The 21130-nt window shown below is 34.2% G+C and carries 19 protein-coding genes and 1 tRNA gene; 10 read left to right on the top strand and 10 right to left on the bottom strand.

The features are described 5' to 3' along the window. Positions 1-79: 79 nt before the first annotated feature. The 4 genes from mutL to AAC069_RS14195 all read left to right on the top strand — a co-directional run bounded on the left by mutL (position 80) and on the right by AAC069_RS14195 (position 4731). Positions 80-1936 (top strand): DNA mismatch repair endonuclease MutL, encoded by a 1857-nt coding sequence (gene mutL, locus AAC069_RS14210; RefSeq protein WP_339921122.1) that lies wholly within the window; start codon positions 80-82, stop codon positions 1934-1936. Beyond that, positions 1933-2679: a rhomboid family intramembrane serine protease gene (locus AAC069_RS14205; protein WP_091092085.1), complete on the top strand. Its 747-nt coding sequence runs from the start codon at positions 1933-1935 to the stop codon at positions 2677-2679. The genes mutL and AAC069_RS14205 overlap by 4 nt, the downstream gene beginning before the upstream one ends. Positions 2680-2731: 52 nt before the next feature. Continuing rightward, positions 2732-3601, top strand: coding sequence for a rhomboid family intramembrane serine protease (locus tag AAC069_RS14200; RefSeq protein WP_339921120.1), 870 nt, complete (start codon positions 2732-2734; stop codon positions 3599-3601). A gap of 83 nt (positions 3602-3684) precedes the next feature. Next, a complete protein-coding gene (locus AAC069_RS14195; protein WP_339921119.1) occupies positions 3685-4731 on the top strand; it encodes an endonuclease/exonuclease/phosphatase family protein in 1047 nt (348 codons plus the stop codon). Positions 4732-4845: 114 nt separating this feature from the next. Here AAC069_RS14195 and AAC069_RS14190 read toward each other — a convergent pair whose 3' ends face one another. From AAC069_RS14190 to AAC069_RS14165, 6 genes are all read right to left on the bottom strand, one after another. Then, complete coding sequence (locus AAC069_RS14190) at positions 4846-5478, bottom strand: WbqC family protein (RefSeq protein WP_339921118.1); 633 nt, start codon at positions 5476-5478, stop codon at positions 4846-4848. Between the two features lie 68 nt (positions 5479-5546). Then, positions 5547-7121: a signal peptidase I gene (gene lepB, locus AAC069_RS14185; protein ID WP_339921117.1), complete on the bottom strand. Its 1575-nt coding sequence runs from the start codon at positions 7119-7121 to the stop codon at positions 5547-5549. A 64-nt stretch (positions 7122-7185) separates the two neighbouring features. Next, positions 7186-7887, bottom strand: coding sequence for a 4-hydroxy-tetrahydrodipicolinate reductase (gene dapB / locus AAC069_RS14180; RefSeq protein WP_339921115.1), 702 nt, complete (start codon positions 7885-7887; stop codon positions 7186-7188). A 58-nt stretch (positions 7888-7945) separates the two neighbouring features. After that, positions 7946-8506: a DUF5683 domain-containing protein gene (locus AAC069_RS14175; RefSeq protein WP_339921113.1), complete on the bottom strand. Its 561-nt coding sequence runs from the start codon at positions 8504-8506 to the stop codon at positions 7946-7948. Then, on the bottom strand, positions 8506-9408 hold the full coding sequence (locus AAC069_RS14170) for a ParB/RepB/Spo0J family partition protein (RefSeq protein ID WP_339921111.1): 903 nt from the start codon (positions 9406-9408) through the stop codon (positions 8506-8508). The genes AAC069_RS14175 and AAC069_RS14170 overlap by 1 nt, the downstream gene beginning before the upstream one ends. 4 nt (positions 9409-9412) lie before the next feature. Further along, positions 9413-10180: an AAA family ATPase gene (locus tag AAC069_RS14165; RefSeq protein WP_091092104.1), complete on the bottom strand. Its 768-nt coding sequence runs from the start codon at positions 10178-10180 to the stop codon at positions 9413-9415. A gap of 445 nt (positions 10181-10625) precedes the next feature. Between AAC069_RS14165 and AAC069_RS14160 the strand changes: the two genes are divergently transcribed. The 6 genes from AAC069_RS14160 to trxB all read left to right on the top strand — a co-directional run bounded on the left by AAC069_RS14160 (position 10626) and on the right by trxB (position 17215). Then, positions 10626-10700, top strand: a tRNA-Pro gene (locus AAC069_RS14160). Between the two features lie 215 nt (positions 10701-10915). Further along, positions 10916-12514, top strand: coding sequence for a malate synthase A (aceB, locus tag AAC069_RS14155; RefSeq protein ID WP_339921109.1), 1599 nt, complete (start codon positions 10916-10918; stop codon positions 12512-12514). Positions 12515-12600: 86 nt separating this feature from the next. Next, positions 12601-14226, top strand: coding sequence for an isocitrate lyase (locus AAC069_RS14150; RefSeq protein WP_339921108.1), 1626 nt, complete (start codon positions 12601-12603; stop codon positions 14224-14226). A 97-nt stretch (positions 14227-14323) separates the two neighbouring features. Beyond that, the gene (gene rraA, locus AAC069_RS14145; RefSeq protein ID WP_339921107.1) at positions 14324-14803 is read left to right on the top strand and encodes a ribonuclease E activity regulator RraA; all 480 of its coding nucleotides are present in this window, start codon (positions 14324-14326) and stop codon (positions 14801-14803) included. A 7-nt stretch (positions 14804-14810) separates the two neighbouring features. Continuing rightward, positions 14811-15977 carry an alanine--glyoxylate aminotransferase family protein gene (locus AAC069_RS14140; RefSeq protein ID WP_339921106.1) on the top strand — a complete coding sequence of 389 codons (1167 nt, stop codon included), beginning with the start codon at positions 14811-14813 and terminating at the stop codon, positions 15975-15977. Between the two features lie 290 nt (positions 15978-16267). After that, entirely contained in the window at positions 16268-17215 is a 948-nt protein-coding gene (gene trxB, locus AAC069_RS14135; protein WP_339921105.1) for a thioredoxin-disulfide reductase, read from the top strand. Positions 17216-17289: 74 nt separating this feature from the next. On the opposite strand, the gene AAC069_RS14130 is transcribed toward trxB, so the two are convergent. The 4 genes from AAC069_RS14130 to AAC069_RS14115 all read right to left on the bottom strand — a co-directional run bounded on the left by AAC069_RS14130 (position 17290) and on the right by AAC069_RS14115 (position 21005). Beyond that, positions 17290-18123 carry a DUF2807 domain-containing protein gene (locus tag AAC069_RS14130; protein WP_339921104.1) on the bottom strand — a complete coding sequence of 278 codons (834 nt, stop codon included), beginning with the start codon at positions 18121-18123 and terminating at the stop codon, positions 17290-17292. An 85-nt stretch (positions 18124-18208) separates the two neighbouring features. After that, on the bottom strand, positions 18209-18949 hold the full coding sequence (locus tag AAC069_RS14125; protein ID WP_339921103.1) for a head GIN domain-containing protein: 741 nt from the start codon (positions 18947-18949) through the stop codon (positions 18209-18211). 2 nt (positions 18950-18951) lie between these two features. Further along, positions 18952-20670, bottom strand: a complete 1719-nt coding sequence (locus AAC069_RS14120; protein WP_339921102.1) for a PspC domain-containing protein — start codon at positions 20668-20670, stop codon at positions 18952-18954. 5 nt (positions 20671-20675) lie between these two features. Then, complete coding sequence (locus tag AAC069_RS14115) at positions 20676-21005, bottom strand: PadR family transcriptional regulator (RefSeq protein WP_339921101.1); 330 nt, start codon at positions 21003-21005, stop codon at positions 20676-20678. Positions 21006-21130 lie beyond the last annotated feature (125 nt).

The raw sequence follows: 21130 nt of genomic DNA, 5'->3' as shown, positions 1-21130 counted from the left end.
TAAAACCCAACATAAATTCATTAAATTTGTGCACTTTGGTTTTGAAAATAAAACGTAAACTTTAAATAAATATTTTTTAATGTCGAGTATCATTCAATTGCTTCCTGATCATGTTGCCAACCAAATTGCTGCTGGAGAAGTCGTACAAAGACCAGCTTCCGTTGTCAAAGAGTTACTTGAAAATGCAGTTGATGCAAAGGCAAGTGATATTAAATTGATTATAAAAGATGCTGGGAAAGCATTAGTTCAGGTTGTTGATAATGGACTAGGAATGAGCGTTACCGATGCGCGTTTGTGTTTTGAACGCCATGCGACTTCAAAAATACGTAAGGCAGAGGATTTATTTTCATTACATACGAAGGGGTTTCGTGGGGAAGCTTTGGCTTCAATTGCTGCGATTGCTCATGTAGAGATGAAAACAAAACAAGACCAGGAAGAGTTAGGGACGCAAATTATTGTCGAAGGAAGTAAGTTTGTCTCTCAAGAAGTAGCAGTATTACCCAAAGGGACGTCATTTGCGGTTAAAAATCTGTTTTTCAATATTCCTGCTCGTCGTAATTTTTTAAAGTCGGATACGGTAGAGTATCGTCATATCATTGATGAATTTCAACGTGTCGCTTTGGCACACCCTAATATCTATTTTACTTTTTTTCATAATGGAAGCGAAATGTTCAATTTGCCTCCCTCAAGCATGAGGCAGCGAATCGTTAATATTTTTGCTGGTAAAACCAATGAAAAGCTAGTTCCGGTGCAAGAAGAGACAGAAATCGTGACAATTCAAGGTTTTGTCAGTAAGCCTGAATTTGCTAAAAAAAACAGAGGAGAGCAGTTCTTCTTTGTCAATGATCGATTTATAAAAAGTGGTTATTTGCATCATGCGATAATGGCCGCTTATGATGGTATTTTGAGAGATGGAGCGCAACCTAGTTATTTTTTATATTTAACGGTGCCGCCTAATACAATCGATATCAATATACATCCTACTAAAACAGAGATTAAGTTTGATGATGAGCATGCCATGTATGCTATTTTAAGAGCTTCGATTAAACATAGTTTAGGTCAGTTTAATGTGGCTCCAGTTTTAGATTTCGACAGAGATTCTAATTTGGATACGCCTTACCATTATAAAGATTTAGAAGGTGCTACGCCTACAATACAAGTAGATGGGAGTTTTAATCCTTTTTCAGATGATAAAGTAAATAAGCATTATTCAGGTTCTAGTTATAGAAAGCCTGAAGCAACAGCTTCTTGGGAAAGTTTGTACGTAGGATTAAAACAAGAGGGAGAGTTTATTTCCGGGAATACTGATTTTTCATTTGAAAGTGAAGAAGTGACAGGTTCTTTGTTCAATGAGGAAGAAGTCGAACAAACCGTTAATAATGCCTACCAAATCCATAAAAAATATATCGTTTCTCCTATTAAATCAGGAATGGTTATTGTGGATCAGCAGCGGGCCCATCAAAGAGTGTTGTACGAGCAGTTTTTGACTAATATGACAGTGAATCAGGCATCAAGTCAGCAATTGTTATTTCCGTTAGATTTGTTCTTTTCGGCTCCAGAAATGGAGCTTATACAGGATTTAAAATTATCACTGGTGAATACCGGTTTTGTTTTTGAAGAGACTAGTATAGATCATGTTGTTATTTCAGGGATTCCAGTAAACGTAACTGAAAGTGAAGTTTCGTTAGTTTTAGAACAATTATTAAGTGATTTGCAAGATGGAATTCCCGACAGTAGTTTTAGTCAGAATGACACGATCGCGAAATCAATGGCCAAAAGTTTAGCTGTAAAAACAGGGACGGCTTTAACATTAAAAGAACAAGAGAACTTGGTAAATGGTCTGTTTGCCTGTAAAGACCCCAATGTTTCCCCTTTCCAAAAACCAACTTTCATCACGATGCGTGTGGAAGATTTAGACAAAAAATTTGCACTATGAGAAATGTAACCGAAACGGTAAAACAATTAATTATAATTAATGTTCTTTTTTTCATTGGAACTTTAATCGTTGGAGATCCTGCTTACAAAATGTTAGCTATGTTTTTTCCGGAAAATAAAGACTTTCAATTATGGCAGCCTATCACGCATATGTTTATGCACGGTGGGTATATGCATATCTTTTTTAATATGTTTGCTTTGTATTCGTTTGGATCTGCTCTGGAAAGTTTTTGGGGAAGTAAGAAGTTTTTATTCTTCTATATTTCTTGCGGTTTAGGTGCTGCATTGCTGCATACAGGAATTAATTACTATTACTTTAATGACGCTATAAGTACGCTGGTTTCCAACGGTTTTTCTAAGACTGAAGTTATACAGCTTTTAAATGAGGGTAAAATAAATACGCAATGGCAGGAGTTGTTGACTCCTTCAGAATATAAAAATTTTCTTAGTGCTTATATGGGAACTGTAGTGGGAGCCTCTGGAGCTATTTATGGTGTAATAGTCGCATTTGCATTTATGTTTCCTAATGCTGAGTTGGCTTTGATGTTTATTCCTGTGCCTATAAAAGCAAAATATTTTGTACCTGGTTTAGTTTTAGTAGATTTGTATTTAGGAGTTTCTGGACAATCTATTTTTGGCGGTGGTGGTATCGCACATTTTGCTCACGTGGGTGGAGCTTTATTTGGCTTTCTGATTATGTGGTATTGGAAGAAGAATCAGTTTAATGACAACAGGTGGAACTAAAATGTTTCTTCTCGTAAAAGATATTATTTCATTAAAAACCTAAATACAAAGAATGAATATTATAGATGACTTGAAATCACAATTCAAATTTGGTGATATTGTAACAAAATTGATTTTTTGGAATATTGCTATGTTTGTTATTCCTTTCTTAGTTTTTGGTTTTTTGAACTTGATTGGGATTCGAATCGATTATATTTCCTATTTTAGTCTGTCTTCAAATCCAGCTGATTTACTCTGGAAACCATGGTCGCTGCTGACGTACGCTTTTTTTCATGCAGATTTTTTCCATATTTTTTTCAATCTTATAGTTTTGAATTTCGTTGGCCGATTGTTTTTAACTTATTTCAACCAAAAACAACTTGTAGGATTGTATGTTCTTAGTGCTATGTTCGCGGGCATCGCATATATAACGGGTTTTTATTTCCTAGGGTTGAACGCTCCTATAATTGGTGCTTCAGCCTCAGTTATGGCTATATTAGTAGCTACAACAACTTATAATCCTTTTATGAATTTACGTTTGTTGCTTATTGGAAACGTTAAATTATGGCATATTACAGCTGTATATTTATTGATTGACCTAATGCAATTTCGTTTAGATAATACTGGCGGACATATATCTCATCTGGCTGGTGCTTTTTTTGGTTTCCTTTTTATCCGATTATTGCAAAAAGGAACTGATTTGAGTGAAATAGTAACAGGAGTTATTACTTTTTTCGCTAATTTGTTTAAAAAATCGAGCTCGACACCATTTAAAAAAGTACATAAAAATTATGGTAAACCGGCTGAAAAAAGGGTTTCTAAAATTATTACAAAAGATAAAGCGCAGCAACAAATTGATGAAATCTTAGATAAAATTAGTCAGTCAGGATATGATAGTTTGACTAAGGATGAAAAAGAATTTTTGTTTAAAGCTGGAAAATAAGAATTTTACAGCATATTTTAGAAATAAATTAAATAGTTAGCCGTTAGTAATTTGACAATCTAATTAATGGAACAAGTAAAAATATGAAAAAACTTTCCTGGTTCAATAAAGCAATGTATAGTTTAAACATTGTTCTTATTATTGTCACTTTTGTCGCCTATATTTTGCCGTTTCTGGCTCCAAAAATATTTCCAATTTTATCTGTTTTGACTCTTTTCATGCCATTGTTTTTTATTTTAAATGGTTTGTTTTTTTTGTATTGGGGACTGCAGTTTAAAAAACGCATGATCTTATCTGGGTTGGTACTTTTGATTGGGATTACCTTTATTAATAAATTTTACAAGTTTTCAGCCAAAGAGTATCCGCCAGATGAAAAGAATTTCACTGTCATGAGTTACAATGTCCGCTTGTTCAATTTGTTTAAATGGTTAGATAAGGCAGATGTTCCGGGAGAAATTCTTGAGTTTATAAATGATAAAAACCCTGATATCTTATGCATTCAAGAGTTTTCGTCCTCTGCTGTTATTGATTTGAAAGTGTACCGACATAAATATATTTTGATGGAGGGAAACAAGATTAAAACGGGTCAAGCTATCTTCTCTAAATTCCCCATTATAAATCAAGGGAGTATTATATTTCCAAGCTCTAATAATAATGTTATTTATGCTGACATAAAGAAAGGCAAGGATATCATTAGGGTTTATAATATGCACTTGCAATCCATTAAGATTTCGCCTGATGTTAATGAAATATCCGAGAATATAGATGTGATTAATAAGAATAAGTCCCAAATGATGCTTATAAGAATCAGTAAAGCTTTTAAGCAACAACAGCAACAAGCAGAGATTTTTAAGAAGCATGAAAAGGAATGTGAATACCCTATTATCATATGCGGTGATATGAATAATAGTGCATTTTCGTATGTTTATCGAAATATAAAAGGAACACTAAAAGATAGTTTTGAAGAAGCTGGTAAGGGATTTGGAGCAACTTATAAGTTCAAGTATTATCCTACCAGAATTGACTATATTTTTGCTGATGAGAAGATGACTGTCAAAATGTTTGAAAGCTTTCCTGAATTCGAAAATTCTGATCATTACCCCATTATGGCACAATTATCATTAGAATAAAAGAATAGCAATCTTTATTTATAGTATTGGGCTTTTAAAAATACTACAATATAGCATAACCTCAAACTAAATGTTAGATTCAGGGAGCGAAAAATTTCACAGTAATCTCTAGGCTTAAATGGTGTTAATAACCAGTTTTTGGTTTTTCATATAATCTAAAGCAAATTTACCTTCATTGAATAGTAAGTCAAGAACACTAAGATTATTTATAAATCCATGTTTATCATCAAATACTTGAATGTATTTTTCAAAAGAGGAAGGGTCTTTTTTTCCATCTGCAAGAGATCTGCAATCTAAAATTAGGTTAGAATCTACTTCTTGTACATATTCATTAGTAGTGACATAGTCAAACTTTACTCGCATGCATTTAGAGATAATTTCTAAGGTCTCAAAGTTTAAATCCAATAGAAATTTGTGTTTTTTTTCATAGAAGGGACGAATATCGTCGTCAAAAAACTCAAAAAATGGAGAGCTTCGGTAAGCTGTTTCCAGCGATTTGTAATGTTGCTTCTGCCAGTCAAAATCAGCGTCGACTTGAATGTCTTTGGTTGATTGATGGTTGGCTTTAGAGTGCTTAACTGGAATGTTCAGTAACTGAATTCCATTAGGACTATAGATATAAGTACGATTTCTATTAGTTTGTTTTTGGAAATTATCCTCTATTTCAAATATAATCCCGTCTGATTGCGACATGGCAACAAAATGGCTTATCGATGGGAAGTAAGTAGGATGGAGGAGTGTATTCATAGTTTTGTTTTTTGTTTCAGGTTTAAAGTTTCAATTGGTACTAGTAACTTTAAACCTGAACCTTTAAACTAGATATTTTTTTTGTCTTTTCTTTTTTTCCAAAAATACTCACCCACGAAAAAGGCTGCTAATGCAATTAAGAAATATTTAAAATACGATTGTGGTTGCCCTTCACCGCTAACGGTTGTGAAAACTCTATCCCATCGTATTTTATTCAATCCTTTTCCATTAGTATCCCAACTCAACCAAATGAATACTGGTTTTCCGACAATGTGATTTTCAGGTACAAAACCCCAATAACGGCTATCTTCAGAGTTGTGGCGGTTGTCCCCCATCATCCAATAGTAATTTTGTTTGAAAGTATAATCTTTAGCTACTTCACCATTTAATCTGATTTCGTTTCCTGTGACTTTAAGATCGTTTTTATCTCCGTTATCATTCAATTCATAATCAGTGATAATTCTTTTGTAAAACGGTAATGTTTCAGTGGTAAGCGCTACTTTTTGTCCTTTTTGAGGGATGTAGATCGGACCAAAATTATCTCGGTTCCATTTATTTATGTGCGGGAATATTCCGCCTTCTGTTCCTTGAAAAATTTCTTGGGTTACAGCAGTTATTCCGGGAACATTGCGCAGTCTTGCTGCTCCTGCAGCTGTTAATGCTCTGAATAGTAAAGTGTCTTTTGAGGCGCTTTTATAACCAATACCATCAGTTACGTCCATATCTTTTAATAGATATTCAAAATCAATAGGCGTTTTACCGTCTAAGGCTACTGAATAAGAAAACTGAGGCTTAGCTCTTTCTGGTAGTTGTAGTACTTTCCCGTCTATATAAACAATACCATCTTTTATGGACAGGCTGTCTCCAGGAACTCCTACGCATCGTTTTACATAGTTCGATTTTTTATCGATTGGTTTGATTACACCGGGGCTTCCCTTTGCTTCAAAAAAGTAATGAACTGTATCCACAGGCCAGTTAAAAACGACAATGTCAGTACGTTTTATATCTTCTATTCCGGGTAATCTTAAGTAAGGTATTTGCGGCCAGTTCAGGTATGATTTAGTTTTGACAACAGGAATTGAATCATGAACCATTGGCAATGCTACAGCAGTCATTGGTACTCTGGCACCATAATTTACTTTACTAACAAACAGGAAATCTCCAATCAATAACGATTTTTCTAATGACGATGTTGGAATAGTATAGGGTTGTACAAAATAGGTGTGAACCAAAGTAGCTACAATTATAGCAAACAACAATGAGCTAACAGTGTCTGCGGTTTTATTTTGAGGATGGATACTTCTGTCGACAACGTAATCTAATTTTTGAGTGTAATTGATGTAATAGATATATAGACCAAAAGTAATTATTCCTAAAAAAGTATCTAAGCTTGATTTTTTTCCAAAACTCCTTAATGTTTCGATCCAGATTACTGGAAACATAATTAGGTTTATAATTGGAATAAAAAGCAACAACGTCCACCAAGTAGGGCGACCTATTATTTTCATCAATACAATAGCGTTGTAAACTGGAATTGCTGCTTCCCAACGTTTTCTTCCGGCGGCTTCATATAATTTCCAAGTTCCTAAAAAGTGAACTATTTGTACAAATAGGAAAAACACAAACCATTGATATATAGACATAGCTTAATTTTTTAGTTTTATGAGACAGGAAGTTTAGTAACTGGTCCCCAAAAGTTTATTTGATTTATTTTAATTCTAAAACGTCTTTCATTGAGAAAACTCCATGTTTGCCTACAATCCATTCTGCTGCAATTACGGCACCAAGAGCAAATCCCTCACGATTGTGTGCGGTATGTTTTATCTCGATACTATCAACAGCTGAATTATAAGTTACCGTATGTGTTCCAGGAACAGTTCCAATTCTTTTTGCGTTAATATGAATTTGATCTGCTTCCGGTTCGTCTAAAGTCCAATTCGTATAATTGCTGTTTTCAATTACTCCTTTGGCTAATGAGATAGCAGTACCGCTGGGAGCATCCAGTTTTTGAGTATGGTGAATTTCTTCCATTTCAATACTGTAACTGTCCAGTTTAGCCATCATTTTAGCAAGATACTCGTTAATTTCAAAGAATATATTAACGCCCAAGCTAAAGTTTGAACTGGATATGAAAGCACCGTTTTTAGCATTACATAGCGCCACCATTTCGTCGTAATGTTCCAACCAACCCGTTGTGCCTGAAACTACAGGTACATTAGCAAGAAAACAATTTGAAATATTAGGTACAGCCGCTGTAGGTACGCTGAAATCTATGGCGACATCAGCAGTTGAAAGTCCATCGTAAGTGTTGTTTTCATCTTTCTTCAAAACAATCTCATGACCTCTTTCCTGTGCAATTCTTTCGATTACCTGACCCATTTTTCCGTATCCTAAAAGCGCAATTTTCATTTGGTGTTTATTTATAAATTAAAAAATCAGACGGTAAACGAATAGTCTCGTTTAAAATCTAAAAATTGTAATTAAAGGTTAGACCTACATTTGTCTTTAATGTTACATCATTAGGATAAATTACCGGTCGTACTGATAAGTTTTCGTCTACATTAAACTGCAATAAGGCAGCGTCTACGTTAGCGTCGATAATATTTAAAGCATAAAATGCTACAACAAACAAGGCAGATAAATCGCGATTTCGTTGGTAGAACTTCTGTCCGGCAATTAATCTGGAGTCATCTAGGTAGGAGTATTTATCATCACTATATCCTTCAAGCCTATGTTTGTAAGCATCTCTATATTGATGGTATTTCGTATTACTGTCTAAGTAGAAATATAGGCTAGTTCCAATAGCACCATAAACAAGAGGGATCTTCCAGTATTTTTTATTGTATGCCTGTCCTAAGCCGGGTAAAACGGCGGAATAGAATGCTGCTTTTGCCGGGGTAAGCGGATCTATATCGTTTGTCTTTACTGTGTCTTTAGCCACTAGAACAGCATCTGTTTTTACTTGAGCAAAAAGAGTGGTGTGTCCTATAATAAAAAGGAACATTCCTATGTAAAGAAATTTATTCACTATCCTTTTATTATTTCCATGATTCTATTGAAGTCTTCTTCTGATTGAAATGGAATTGTGATTTTTCCTTTCCCATTTCCAGCTACTTTTACATCTACTTTGGCACCGAAATAATTAGTAAAAACTTTTTTCTGTGTTTCTTCAATTTCAAATCCTGATGATGATTTAGCTTTGGTTGCTGGTTTTGGTTTTAAACTTTCCTGATAGTTTTTTACCAAAGCTTCTGTATCACGCACAGAAAGGTTTTGACTTACTATTTTTTGGTAAATATCAGTTTGAATGTCTAAATCTTCGATATTGATAATGGCGCGACCATGACCCATGCTGATAAAACCATCACGAATTCCTGTTTGGATAATCGGATCTAGTTTTAAAAGACGCAAGTAGTTAGCAATAGTAGAACGTTTTTTTCCTACACGCTCGCTCATTTGTTCCTGAGTCAATTGAATTTCGTCAATTAACCTTTGGTAGGACAGTGCGATTTCTATTGGATCTAAATCATGACGTTGAATATTCTCAACCAAAGCCATAACTAACGATTCATTATCATTTGCAATACGAATATATGCAGGGACAGTTGTTAATCCCACTAGGGTAGAGGCGCGTAAACGGCGTTCCCCTGAAATCAACTGGTATTTATTGAATTCTAGTTTTCTAACAGTAATAGGTTGTATCACTCCTAATTCTTTTATAGAAGTGGCAAGTTCTCTTAATGATTCTTCATTAAAATTACTACGGGGTTGAAAAGGATTTATCTCAATAGCATCTATTTCAAGCTCAATAATATTACCTACAACTTTGTCGGCATTTTTATCGTGTACTGATTTAATATCGTTTTCCGGATCTTTTAGTAATGCAGATAATCCTCTGCCTAAGGCTTGTTTTTTTATTGCTTTTGCCATAAAACTATTTGCTGTTTTTCTTTATAACTTCCTGCGCTAGATGTAAATAATTTGCAGCTCCTTTACTGGTTGCGTCATAGTTGATGATGCTTTCTCCAAAACTAGGCGCTTCGCTCAATTTTACATTTCTTTGAATAATAGTGTCAAAAACCATATCGTTAAAATGCTTTTGCACTTCTTCGACAACTTGATTCGATAAACGAAGTCGGGAGTCAAACATGGTTAATAATAATCCTTCGATATCTAAATCTGGATTGTGAATTTTTTGAATGCTTTTTATTGTGTTTAGTAATTTACCCAAACCTTCTAGTGCAAAATACTCACATTGAATAGGGATAATTACTGAATCAGCTGCTGTCAATGCATTCAACGTAAGCAGTCCAAGAGAAGGCGCGCAATCAATGATTATATAATCATAATCGTCTTTTACACTCTCTAGTGCTTTTTTAAGCATATATTCTCTATTTTCCTTATCTACCAATTCGATTTCGATGGCAACAAGGTCAATATGTGATGGAATTACATCTACGTTTGGTGCTGAACATTTAATAATTGCCTCTCTGGGGGTATTGCTATGTTCCAGAATTTGGTACGTTCCGATTTCAACTTCGTCGACGTTGATTCCTAATCCAGAACTCGCATTAGCTTGTGGATCAGCATCTATAAGTAATACTTTCTTTTCTAAAACTCCTAAGGAAGCGGCAAGATTTACAGATGTTGTAGTCTTTCCAACTCCTCCTTTTTGATTAGCAATCGCAATGATTTTGCCCATTTATTTTATAAATTTTGAACCGTAAAAATACAATTTATTATGGTTTCTAAAAATCTATTTTGTTAACATTTGTTAAAGCTTGATTAGGGGCGTATTGCTGTGTTTTATTATGTGCTTCTTGATTTTTATTTTAGAATTTTTTTGGATTGTCAACTAGGTCCGCTTGGGTCGCTGATTATAGAGTTTGAATATTCGAGTTTGGACTGTTTTGTTAGTTTATGCTGAGTTGTACTTTGGCTGTTTATAGGTCATTTAAAACTGAGTTTAGATAAAGAGATTTTTTATTTGTAGTTATAGATTTATGAAGAAGGAAGCTAAACTGCAAAAGATGAAGCCGATGTGGGTAATAATGTTACAGCGTTCTTTTTTTACAATTGTTTTTTATTTCTTATTTTTCAAATAGTGTTGTTTAAGCAAAAAATAGTTTTATATTTGCACTCGCTTTCGGGGTGTAGCGTAGCTCGGTTATCGCGCCTGCTTTGGGAGCAGGAGGCCGCAGGTTCGAATCCTGCCACCCCGACTAAAACCTTCTTGTAGACCAAGAAGGTTTTTTTATGTCTAATAATTTTACCCTGGTTATGAAATAGTTGCTGTAGGAATATCTTCGCTTTCAATGAAAGTAAATTCAATAATTTTTAGCGAATATGTTTTTTTAGCGAAATACAATATTTAACGAACGTTCGCTTGTTTTATAAAAAACTTTGTTATACTATTGCATTATAAATATATAACAACATGGAAAGCACCTATTTAAAACAATCTAAAATTAACTTTTCTAAAGAGGTTAATAATTACTATCCGGAAATTTTAACTGATGAAGCATTAACTTTTATTACTGCTCTTCATGAAAAATTTAATGCAGAGAGATTATCTCTTTTAGAAAGTCGCGTAACTCAACAAGAGGTTTTTGATGAAGGTGAATTTCCAAAGTTTCCAAGTGAGACTAAAACTATAAGAGATGGAAACTGGACTGCTGGTAGTATTCCGCATGACTTACAGGATAGACGTGTAGAGATTACAGGTCCAGTTGATAAAAAAATGATTATCAATGCTTTGAATTCAGGAGCCAAAACATTTATGGCAGATTTAGAAGATAGTAATGCTCCTACTTGGAAAAATACTATTGAAGGTCAGCAAAACCTAATAGATGCCAATAAAAAAACCATTTCGTTAGTTGATACAAAACGCAATAAAACATATACATTAAATCAAGAGACAGCTGTTTTATTGGTTAGACCAAGAGGTTTGCATTTAGACGAAAGACATATTATAATTAACAATGAAAAAGCCTCTGGTAGTTTAGTTGATTTTGGTTTGTATGTATTCCATAACACACAAACAATGCTGCAAAATGGAACTGCACCGTATTTCTACTTACCAAAATTAGAGCATTATTTAGAAGCGCGTTGGTGGAACAAAGTGTTTGAATTTGCTCAAGAGTATTTAGAAGTGCCAAATGGAACTTTTAAAGCGACAGTTTTAGTAGAAACCATTACAGCTAGTTTTCAATTAGACGAAATAATTTTCGAACTAAAAGATCATATTGTTGGTTTAAACTGTGGTCGTTGGGATTATATTTTTTCTTACATCAAAAAATTCAGAAACCATCCAAATTTTGTAGTTCCAAACCGTGATCAAGTAACTATGACAACACCATTCATGGATGCGTATTCAAAGTTAGTGATTCAACGTTGTCACAAAAGAGGAATACTTGCTATAGGCGGAATGGCAGCGCAAATTCCGATTAAAAATGATGAAAAAGCGAATGCTGCTGCTTTAGAAAAAGTAAGAAAAGACAAAGAGCGTGAAGTGAAAAATGGTCATGATGGTACTTGGGTTGCGCATCCTGCACTGGTAGCAGTCGCCATGGCAGAATTTAACAAATACATGCCAACAACGAATCAATTGCATGTGACACGTGACGATGTAAATATAACGGAGCAAGATCTGGTTGAAATACCTAAAGGAACCGTTACCGAAGAGGGAATTAGAAAAAACATTAATGTTGGTATTTTGTATACGGAAGCTTGGCTACGAGGTCATGGCGCAGTGGCTCTTTATAACTTAATGGAAGATGCTGCAACAGCCGAAATTTCCAGAACTCAAGTATGGCAATGGTTACATAATGAAGTTGTCATAGAAGATGGACGAACTTTTAATAGGAAGTTATACGAAGCCATTTTTGATGATGAGATAGAAAAACTCATTATTGAATTTGGTGAAGAGAACATAAAGAATAGCAAGTTTGAATTAGCTATTGAGCTTTTTAATAAGCTAGTGATCTCAGAAGAGTTTGAAGAATTTTTAACATTACCAGCATACCAATATATTTAAAAAAAATGTCTCGCAACTACTGGAATAGTTTGCGAGACGGAATTATCAAAATCTAGAAAAATCTTAATAATAAAAAAAACAAAATTATGAAAAATTTAGCACAAAGTAATTATAGTTCTGCATTACAAACTGTAATTGATCTTAAAGCAAAGTACGGAAGTACTTGGAATGCCATAAACCCTGAAAGCGCAGCTAGAATGGTTACTCAAAATCGTTTTAAAACGGGTTTAGACATCGCTAAATATACAGCTGCTATTATGAGAAAAGATATGGCAGAATATGATGCAAATGCATCTAATTATACACAATCACTAGGTTCTTGGCATGGTTTTGTTGCTCAACAAAATATGATCGCTGTTAAAAAGCATCATAAAACGACTAGCAAAAGTTATATCTATTTATCAGGTTGGATGGTTGCTGCATTACGTTCAGAATTTGGGCCGTTGCCAGATCAATCTATGCACGAAAAAACTACTGTTCCTGCTTTAATAAAAGAAATTTATGATTTCTTACGTCAAGCAGATGCAATTGAGTTAAATGATTTATTTAGAAGACTTGAAAAAGGAGAAAATGTACAAGATCAAATTGATAATTTTGAAACACATATAGTTCCTATTATTGCTGATATTGATGCAGGTTTTGGAAACGAAGAAGCGACTTACTTGCTAACTAAAAAAATGATTGAGGCTGGTGCATGTGCAATTCAGATTGAAAATCAAGTTTCTGATGCTAAACAATGTGGTCATCAAGATGGAAAAGTTACTGTGCCGCATGAAGATTTTATCGCTAAAATTAATGCTATTAGATACGCTTTCTTAGAATTAGGAGTAGATGACGGAATTATTGTTGCAAGAACTGATTCAGAAGGGGCAAGTTTAACTCAAAAGTTACCAGTTAGCACTGAGGCGGGAGATTTAGCTTCTCAATATTTAGCTTTTGTAGAAGCAGAAGAAATAGCTATTAATGATGCTAAAGAAGACGATGTTCTTCTTAAAAGAAATGGTAAATTAGTACGTCCTGTTAGATTACCAAACGGTTTGTACCAATTTAAAGAGGGTTCGAATATCGATAGAGTTGTTTTAGATTGTATTACCAGTCTACAAAATGGAGCCGATCTTTTATGGATTGAAACTCCAACACCTAATGTGAAGCAAATTGCTCATATGGTAAACAGAATTAGAGAAGTGGTACCAACTGCTAAATTGGTTTACAATAACTCACCTTCTTTTAACTGGACTTTAAATTTCCGTAACCAAGCTTATGATGAAATGCTTGCAGAAGGTGAAAACATGACAGCTTATGATAGAAATAATTTAATGGACGTACAATATGATGACTCGGAGTTATGTCATCGTGCAGATGATAAAATTAGAACGTTTCAATTAGATAGTTCAAAAGAAGCTGGAATTTTCCATCACTTAATTACGCTACCAACTTATCATACTACAGCACTTCACATGAATGATTTAACTCAAGGTTATTTTGGTGCAGAAGGGATGTTAGCTTATGTTAAAGGGGTTCAAAGACAAGAAATTCGTAAAGGTGTTGCTTGTGTAAAACATCAAAGAATGGCAGGATCGAATCTAGGTGATGATCATAAAACATTCTTTGCTGGAGACAAAGCTTTAAAAGCGGATGGAGCTAAAAATACTAGTGATCAGTTTGAAAGTAAAAAAACAGAGCAAAAAAGAGAATTAGTATTAGAAAAATAATATTTTATTCTATTTAAAGAAAAAGGCAACATGTACGCATGTTGCCTTTTTAAATTGAGTTAATTAAAACAATTTCCTTAAATAACTACTTGCAAATATGTTTACAACTGCAGATCTTTGGGATGAGTATGATACACTTCTTAGTTGTGTTGACCCTATTTTTAATCATTTTGGTAACAAAAAAAACTTTTCAGGAAAAATCACTACGATAAAGTTGTTTGAAGGTAATTCCTTAGTTCGAAAGCAGTTAGAACTTGATGGAAAAGGTAAAGTGCTCTTAATTGACGGTGGTGCTTCTTTACGATGTGCGCTAATAGGTGATCAATTAGCTGAATTAGCAATACAAAATAATTGGCAAGGCATTATTGTAAATGGTTGCATTCGCGATAGTGAAGTAATTAACGCAATGAATATAGGTATAAAAGCGTTGAACACTTCCCCTGTTAAAAGTGTGAAGCGTAATTTAGGAGAGATAAATATTCCAGTTAAATTTGGAGGGATTACTTTTATTCCGGGTGATTACATCTATGCAGATGGCGATGGAATATTGGTAAGCAATAATAATTTATTAAAATAAAAATCAAATGAAAGCTAGAAAATTACTGATGATTCCTGGTCCTATCGAATTTGAACCAGAAGTTTTACAAGCAATGGGTATACCTACGACGAGTCATGTAGCTCCAGATTTTATTGAAATTTTTGGAAAGAGCCTTGAGCTAATGAGAGAAGTTTGGATGTCTCCAAAGGGGCAACCCTTTATCGTCGCTGGAACTGGTACGTTAGCTATGGACATGGCTGCTGCTAATCTCATCGAACGAGGAGATAATGTACTAGTTATTTCTTCAGGTTATTTTGGTAAACGATTCAAAGATATTTTAGATCGCTACGGGGCAAATACAACGCTTTTAGAAGCGCCTTTAGGCGAAATTGTCCCTCTTGAAGTTATAGAAAATGAACTAAAAAATAGACGATACAAAGCTCTGACTATTACGCATGTAGATACTTCTACGGGGATAATAGTAGATCCTAAACCTATAGCTCAATTAGCCAAGAAATACAATACGTTAAGCATTCTAGATGGTGTATGTTCGGTTGCGGGTGAAGAGTTAAATCAGGATGAATGGGAGCTCGATGTTGTCTTAACAGCATCTCAAAAAGCAATTGGTGTACCGCCAGGATTGGCACTTTTGATGGTTTCAGAAAAAGCGATGCAAGTTTGGGAAAACAGGAAAACGCCTGTGCCTAATTATTATGCAGACTGGAGCAATTGGTTACCCATAATGAAAGCTTACGAAGAAAGAAGACCTTCGTATTTTGGGACACCAGCAGTTAATTTAATTGTAGCTTTAGAAACTAGCTTGAAAATTATATGTAAAGAAGGCATCAAAAAAAGGGTGAAGAGACATCAAAGTTTAGCAAAAGCATTTAGAGCCGCAATAGCTTCCTTGAACCTAACTATATTACCTAAAACAACTGAAATAGCTGCGAATACCTTGACAGCAGTATATTATCCTGAGGGTGTAGACGGAGCCGCATTAAGTTCTAAAATGGTTGATAGTAATGTAATTATAGCAGGAGGTTTACTGCCAGAAATCAAAGCCACTTATTTTAGAATAGGGCATATGGGTTCGGTTTCTCCAAATGATCTTTTGGCTGTACTAGGAGCTTTGGAACGTGCTTTATCAGAATTAGGACATCCATTAGAAATTGGAAAAAGTTTACAGACTTTTCAAATTGAACTTTTAAAATAAAAGTAACTAGGTCTTTAAAACTCATTTTTCAATATTTGTATAGTCAATACAATTTTTCTAAAAAAAAAGTTACTTAGTAAGATATTAATAGTGCGATTAAAACTGTATATAATTAATTTATAATGAGATAGAGGAGTTGTTTAGCCTCTTTCCACCTAATGAAAAATCCTTTCTGTATCAACAGAGGGGATTTTTTTATTGTAGAATAGCAAAAACTGATTATTCTGTTTCTGTATTCCATTAAATAAGACTTATTTTTGTACTGTTTAAAATAATTATAAAATTTCACTATGTCAGATACAATCGAAAAAATAAAATGCCTTATTATAGGTTCTGGCCCTGCAGGATATACTGCTGCAATATATGCTGCAAGAGCAAATATGAATCCGGTTTTATATCAAGGAATGCAGCCTGGAGGTCAGTTAACTACAACTAATGAAGTGGAAAACTGGCCTGGAAACCCTGAAGGGATAACTGGTCCAGAAATGATGGTGGGTTTGCAAGCTCAAGCACAACGTTTTGGTACTGATGTACGTGACGGTTGGGCAACTAAAGTTGATTTTTCAGGAGATATCCATAAAGTTTGGATTAATGGAACTAAAGAATTGCATTGTGAAACAGTAATTATTTCTACTGGAGCATCTGCTAAATATTTAGGCTTGCCTTCTGAACAACACTATTTGAAAATGGGTGGTGGTGTTTCTGCTTGTGCAGTTTGTGACGGTTTTTTCTATAGAAATCAAGAAGTAGTTATTGTAGGTGCTGGAGATTCAGCTTGTGAGGAAGCGCATTATTTGTCTAAACTTTGCAAAAAAGTGACAATGTTAGTTCGAAGTGAAAAATTTAGAGCGTCAAAAATAATGGAAGCTCGTGTGCGTAAAACGGAAAATATTACAATTCTGATGAATCACGATACCGTTGAAGTTTTAGGAGATGAACAAGTAGTTACAGGTGTAAAAGCACTGAACAAAACTACAAACGAAGCTTTTGAAATTCCAGCAACTGGTTTCTTCGTAGCCATTGGACACAAGCCAAATACTGATATTTTTAAAGATTTTATTGCTCTTGATGAAACGGGTTATATTATTAATACTCCGGGATCTTCAAAAACAAATGTTGAAGGTGTTTTTGTATCTGGAGATGCAGCAGACCATGTGTATCGCCAAGCAATCACGGCTGCAGGTACAGGTTGTATGGCAGCACTTGATGCCGAAAGATATTTAGCTGCCAAAGACTAATTTCGAAGAATATAAATTTAATAAAAAAGCCCCATTTACTAATGTAAATGGGGCTTTTCATTTGGGATCGATGTTTATTTTGCCTTTTTAAGTAATTTGGCTTCATCAGCAAATTTTCTCATTTCAATTTTAGGGTTTCCGTAAAGTTCAATTTGAGATTTCTCCCCAGCACTTATACTAATGGATGTTTCTACGTTTACACTACCGGTAGAGTAACTCTCAGTAATTAATTCTAGATCTTTAATCGTCAATTTATCTCCTTTTAAATCAGAATTATTATCTAGACGAATCACGGCATTGGTCGCAGTACCTTCAATATTCGCTTCTGATTTTTGATACAAGTCACATGTTAAGTCAGGAGTAGTAATTAAGGATTTTAAAGCTGCATTTTTACTCAATACAATTTTTATTTTTTCAGATTTTGCATTCAGTTCGATTTTTGATTTATCATCTGCTTGTAGTACAAAAATCTTTGTGTTTATGTTTAAAAACAATTTAGAGTAATCGATACTTTTAAAAATGATCGAGTCAAGTTGTATTTCTTGTATCGCGTTAACAACAGCATCATTTTTTGAAGAAACACTTTTTAAGTCATTTGTATAGGTAACCTTTACAATCAGTTTTCTATATTTTATAGCTTCCTTAGAAGTGTATATGCGAAGAATTTTATCTCTTAAGTCCATTGAGATAATATCATGAAGATTGTCATCTGCTTCAACCTTTATTCCAGGTTTTTCTCCCTTTTCTAAATAGACTTCAAGATTATCTTCCAGTTCAAGGGTGTCAAAATAACCGACTTCCATTAGCTCAGTCGTTACTGTTTTTGAACCTTTTATTTTTTCTTTTTTTTGTGCAGAAACAAGAGTGGTCGATAGTACAAGTAGCGTGATGACTATATGTTTTTTCATTTTATTTTTTGTTATGATTATTACAAATATAAAAAAACCATCCACTTTTGATGGATGATTTAGTTATTAATTGTCAGATAAAAAGTTAAATCTTGTCTATACTTCCTCCAGAACTCGATCTTTTTTCGATTGATTTTGGGGTAGTGTTATAGTCAACATTGCTACCACTCGAAGCTTTGGCTTTTAAACTTACAATTGGATGAACGCTAATTGTTGCTCCGCTTGATGCTACAGCATTTACTTCGTTAGCAAGTAAGTCCTTAGCGTCAATATCACTTCCGCTAGAAGCAGTAGCCTCCATATTTAGTGCCATTCCTTCAATAGTTATTGAACTCCCACTACTGGCTTTACATTCAATATGATCTGATTCAATATTCAAATTTATATTTGAAGCAGAAGATGTTCTGAGGTTAATGTTTTCACCTTTAATTGTGTTTGCACTTGTAATCGATGAAGCACTAGAAGCGCGCAAGGATTCAATAATTGGCATTTTAACCGTAACTTTTTTTGATTCGATATTTATAAAGGAATTATAATCACAGGCTATAATAAGTACTCCATTTTCTACTGTTGTAGTGATGCTTTTTTGTAAATTATCATCAGCTTCTACAATAATTTCAGTCTTGTCTGATTGTTCAATTATCAAATCGATAGCATTGCTAACTTCAATACTTTTAAAATCTCCGTCTACATTCCTTTTCTCCGTAGTAACGTGGCCACTTCCCGTGATAGATTTGATGTTTATCGAATGGTCACAGGATGCAAATAACAAGGCAGCTAGTGCTACTAGAATGAATTTAGTTATTATTGTGATGATTTTTAACATGATTATCTCGTTTTTATAATTATACCATCTTTGTTTATTTTCAACTCTTTAATATTACTATTCGATACATTAACAGTATCATCTGTAATAGAAACACCATCTTTAGTAATCTTTATTGAGCTGTTCTCGTTATCTTTATCATCATTATACGCATTTTCATCAGAAGCACAGTTTAAACATCTCACTTTATTATCCTCTACTCTGTAGATGTCATTACTAGAATTTGGGTTCCATAGGAAGTAATCCGCATCCGTACGATCATAATTTTTCATTGAGTCGTCTGGTTTTAATAATGTCCCTTTAGGCAAGAATAAAGTAATTTCTATTTGCTGATCACGAAATTTATTTTTTAAATCAGTAGTTAGATAGTTGTCTAAAATTAATTGATTTCCTTCAATTTTATAGCTGTATTTTATTTGTTCTGCTCTTTGTCTCGCCTCAGAAAGAGATTTTCCTTTTGCTTCTTTCTCAATTTGGATATATGGTAGTTTTTCATCTGTGCTTTCTATTCTCAAACTAACGTCATTAGAATACATTACCTCTGTACCGTTTGGATCTTGTGCTATTTTAAAATCATCGCGATCATCAACGTTCTTTGCATAATAGTCATTGTGTTTGAATTTAATTTGCAGCGTATCTGTTGGTAGCAACATAATGTTTTCTTTTTGAACTACACGTCCGTCCGCGGCAAAAGCAGAGGCTTGTTTTACTCCTATTGAAATGGCTAAGGCAACTGAAATCAACCATAGCGCAAGCAACGTATATTTAGCAATGTTTCCTATCGACTTCATATTGGGAGCCAATAGTTTGAAACCTAATACGGTTAGAAAAAAGAATGGAATCCCTACTGCAAGGAACATTAATAGTCCAAAAGCCCAGATAGGATAGTCAGTGAAGTTTCCTGCTTCTATAAATCCTTGCCAAGGAAAGTCAATAAAAGAGGAAGATCCTAGTGTAAACATACCTATAAATAATGCCATTAATGTAGCTAGTCCTGTCATAATTAAGATAACTCCAAGAAATTTAGCAAAAATTTTAAAAATCGTCATAATGAAATCGCCAAAAGAACTTCCTATTTTTCCGGCTCCAGTTTTTATTTGGTTACCATATTTGTCATAATCTACATTTTTAAATTTGTCAGAAACATTTTCAAATTCCTCTCTGACTTTTTTTTCGATGTTTGAAATATTGACTGGTTCTCCATTCATTTCTAATTTCTCTGATGTTGTCACTGCAGCAGGAACAACAATCCAGAGGATGATGTAGGCAAGAACTCCTGTTCCTGCTCCCCATACTAAGAGGATAAAGATTATTCTAACCCATACAGCATCAATTCCAAAATAATGACCTAGTCCGGCAGAAACTCCGCTAACCATCCCTTTGTCTGTGTCTCGGTATAGTTTTTTAGTCCTTCTGGGTGCAGCATTACTAAATGTTTGAGACGTATGATTGTCTTCTTCTATAATATAGTCTTCGGGTTGTCCCATAACAGCAATCACTTGGTCAACGTCTTTTAGTCCCACAACGTGTTTGTCTGTTTTTTGATTTTCGGTTAATAATTCCGAAACGCGCATTTCAATATCTTTTATAATTTCGTCTTGTCCGGATGATGTAGATAAAGATCGTTTTATGGCGTCAAAATATCGTGTTAGTTTTAGGTATGCATCTTCATCTATATGAAAGAACATTCCGCCTAGGTTTATGTTTACAGTCTTGTTCATGGCTATTATTTTTGGTTTGTGATTAGGTTTACGGCATCAGACAATTCAGTCCAAGTGCTGGTAAGTTCGTTTAAAAATGTCTGTCCTATTTCGGTCAGACCATAGTATTTTCTAGGTGGTCCCGATGTTGATTCTTCCCAACGGTAGCTTAGTAATCCGTCATTTTTCAGTCTGGTAAGTAGCGGGTAAATGGTTCCCTCCACCACTAATAATTTTGCGTTTTTTAAAGTGTCTAATATTTCCGATGTGTAGGCATCTTTTTCTTTTAATACAGATAAGATGCAAAACTCGAGAACACCTTTGCGCATCTGGGCTTTTGTGTTTTCAATATTCATAATTCGTTTTTTTGATTTTTGTGTTGATTAAACTATTCATTTTTTGATTGATGATTGTTTTCTGGAGCTCCTTCCTGCTGTCCGCTATATCTTTTTTATCTTGAAACAAATTCAAGACAAAAAAG

Source organism: uncultured Flavobacterium sp. (genome assembly GCF_963974175.1).
Classification (GTDB): Bacteria; Bacteroidota; Bacteroidia; order Flavobacteriales; family Flavobacteriaceae; genus Flavobacterium.
Note: the sequence above shows the minus strand (reverse complement) of the source record. Positions and strands in the feature narration are given on the sequence as shown.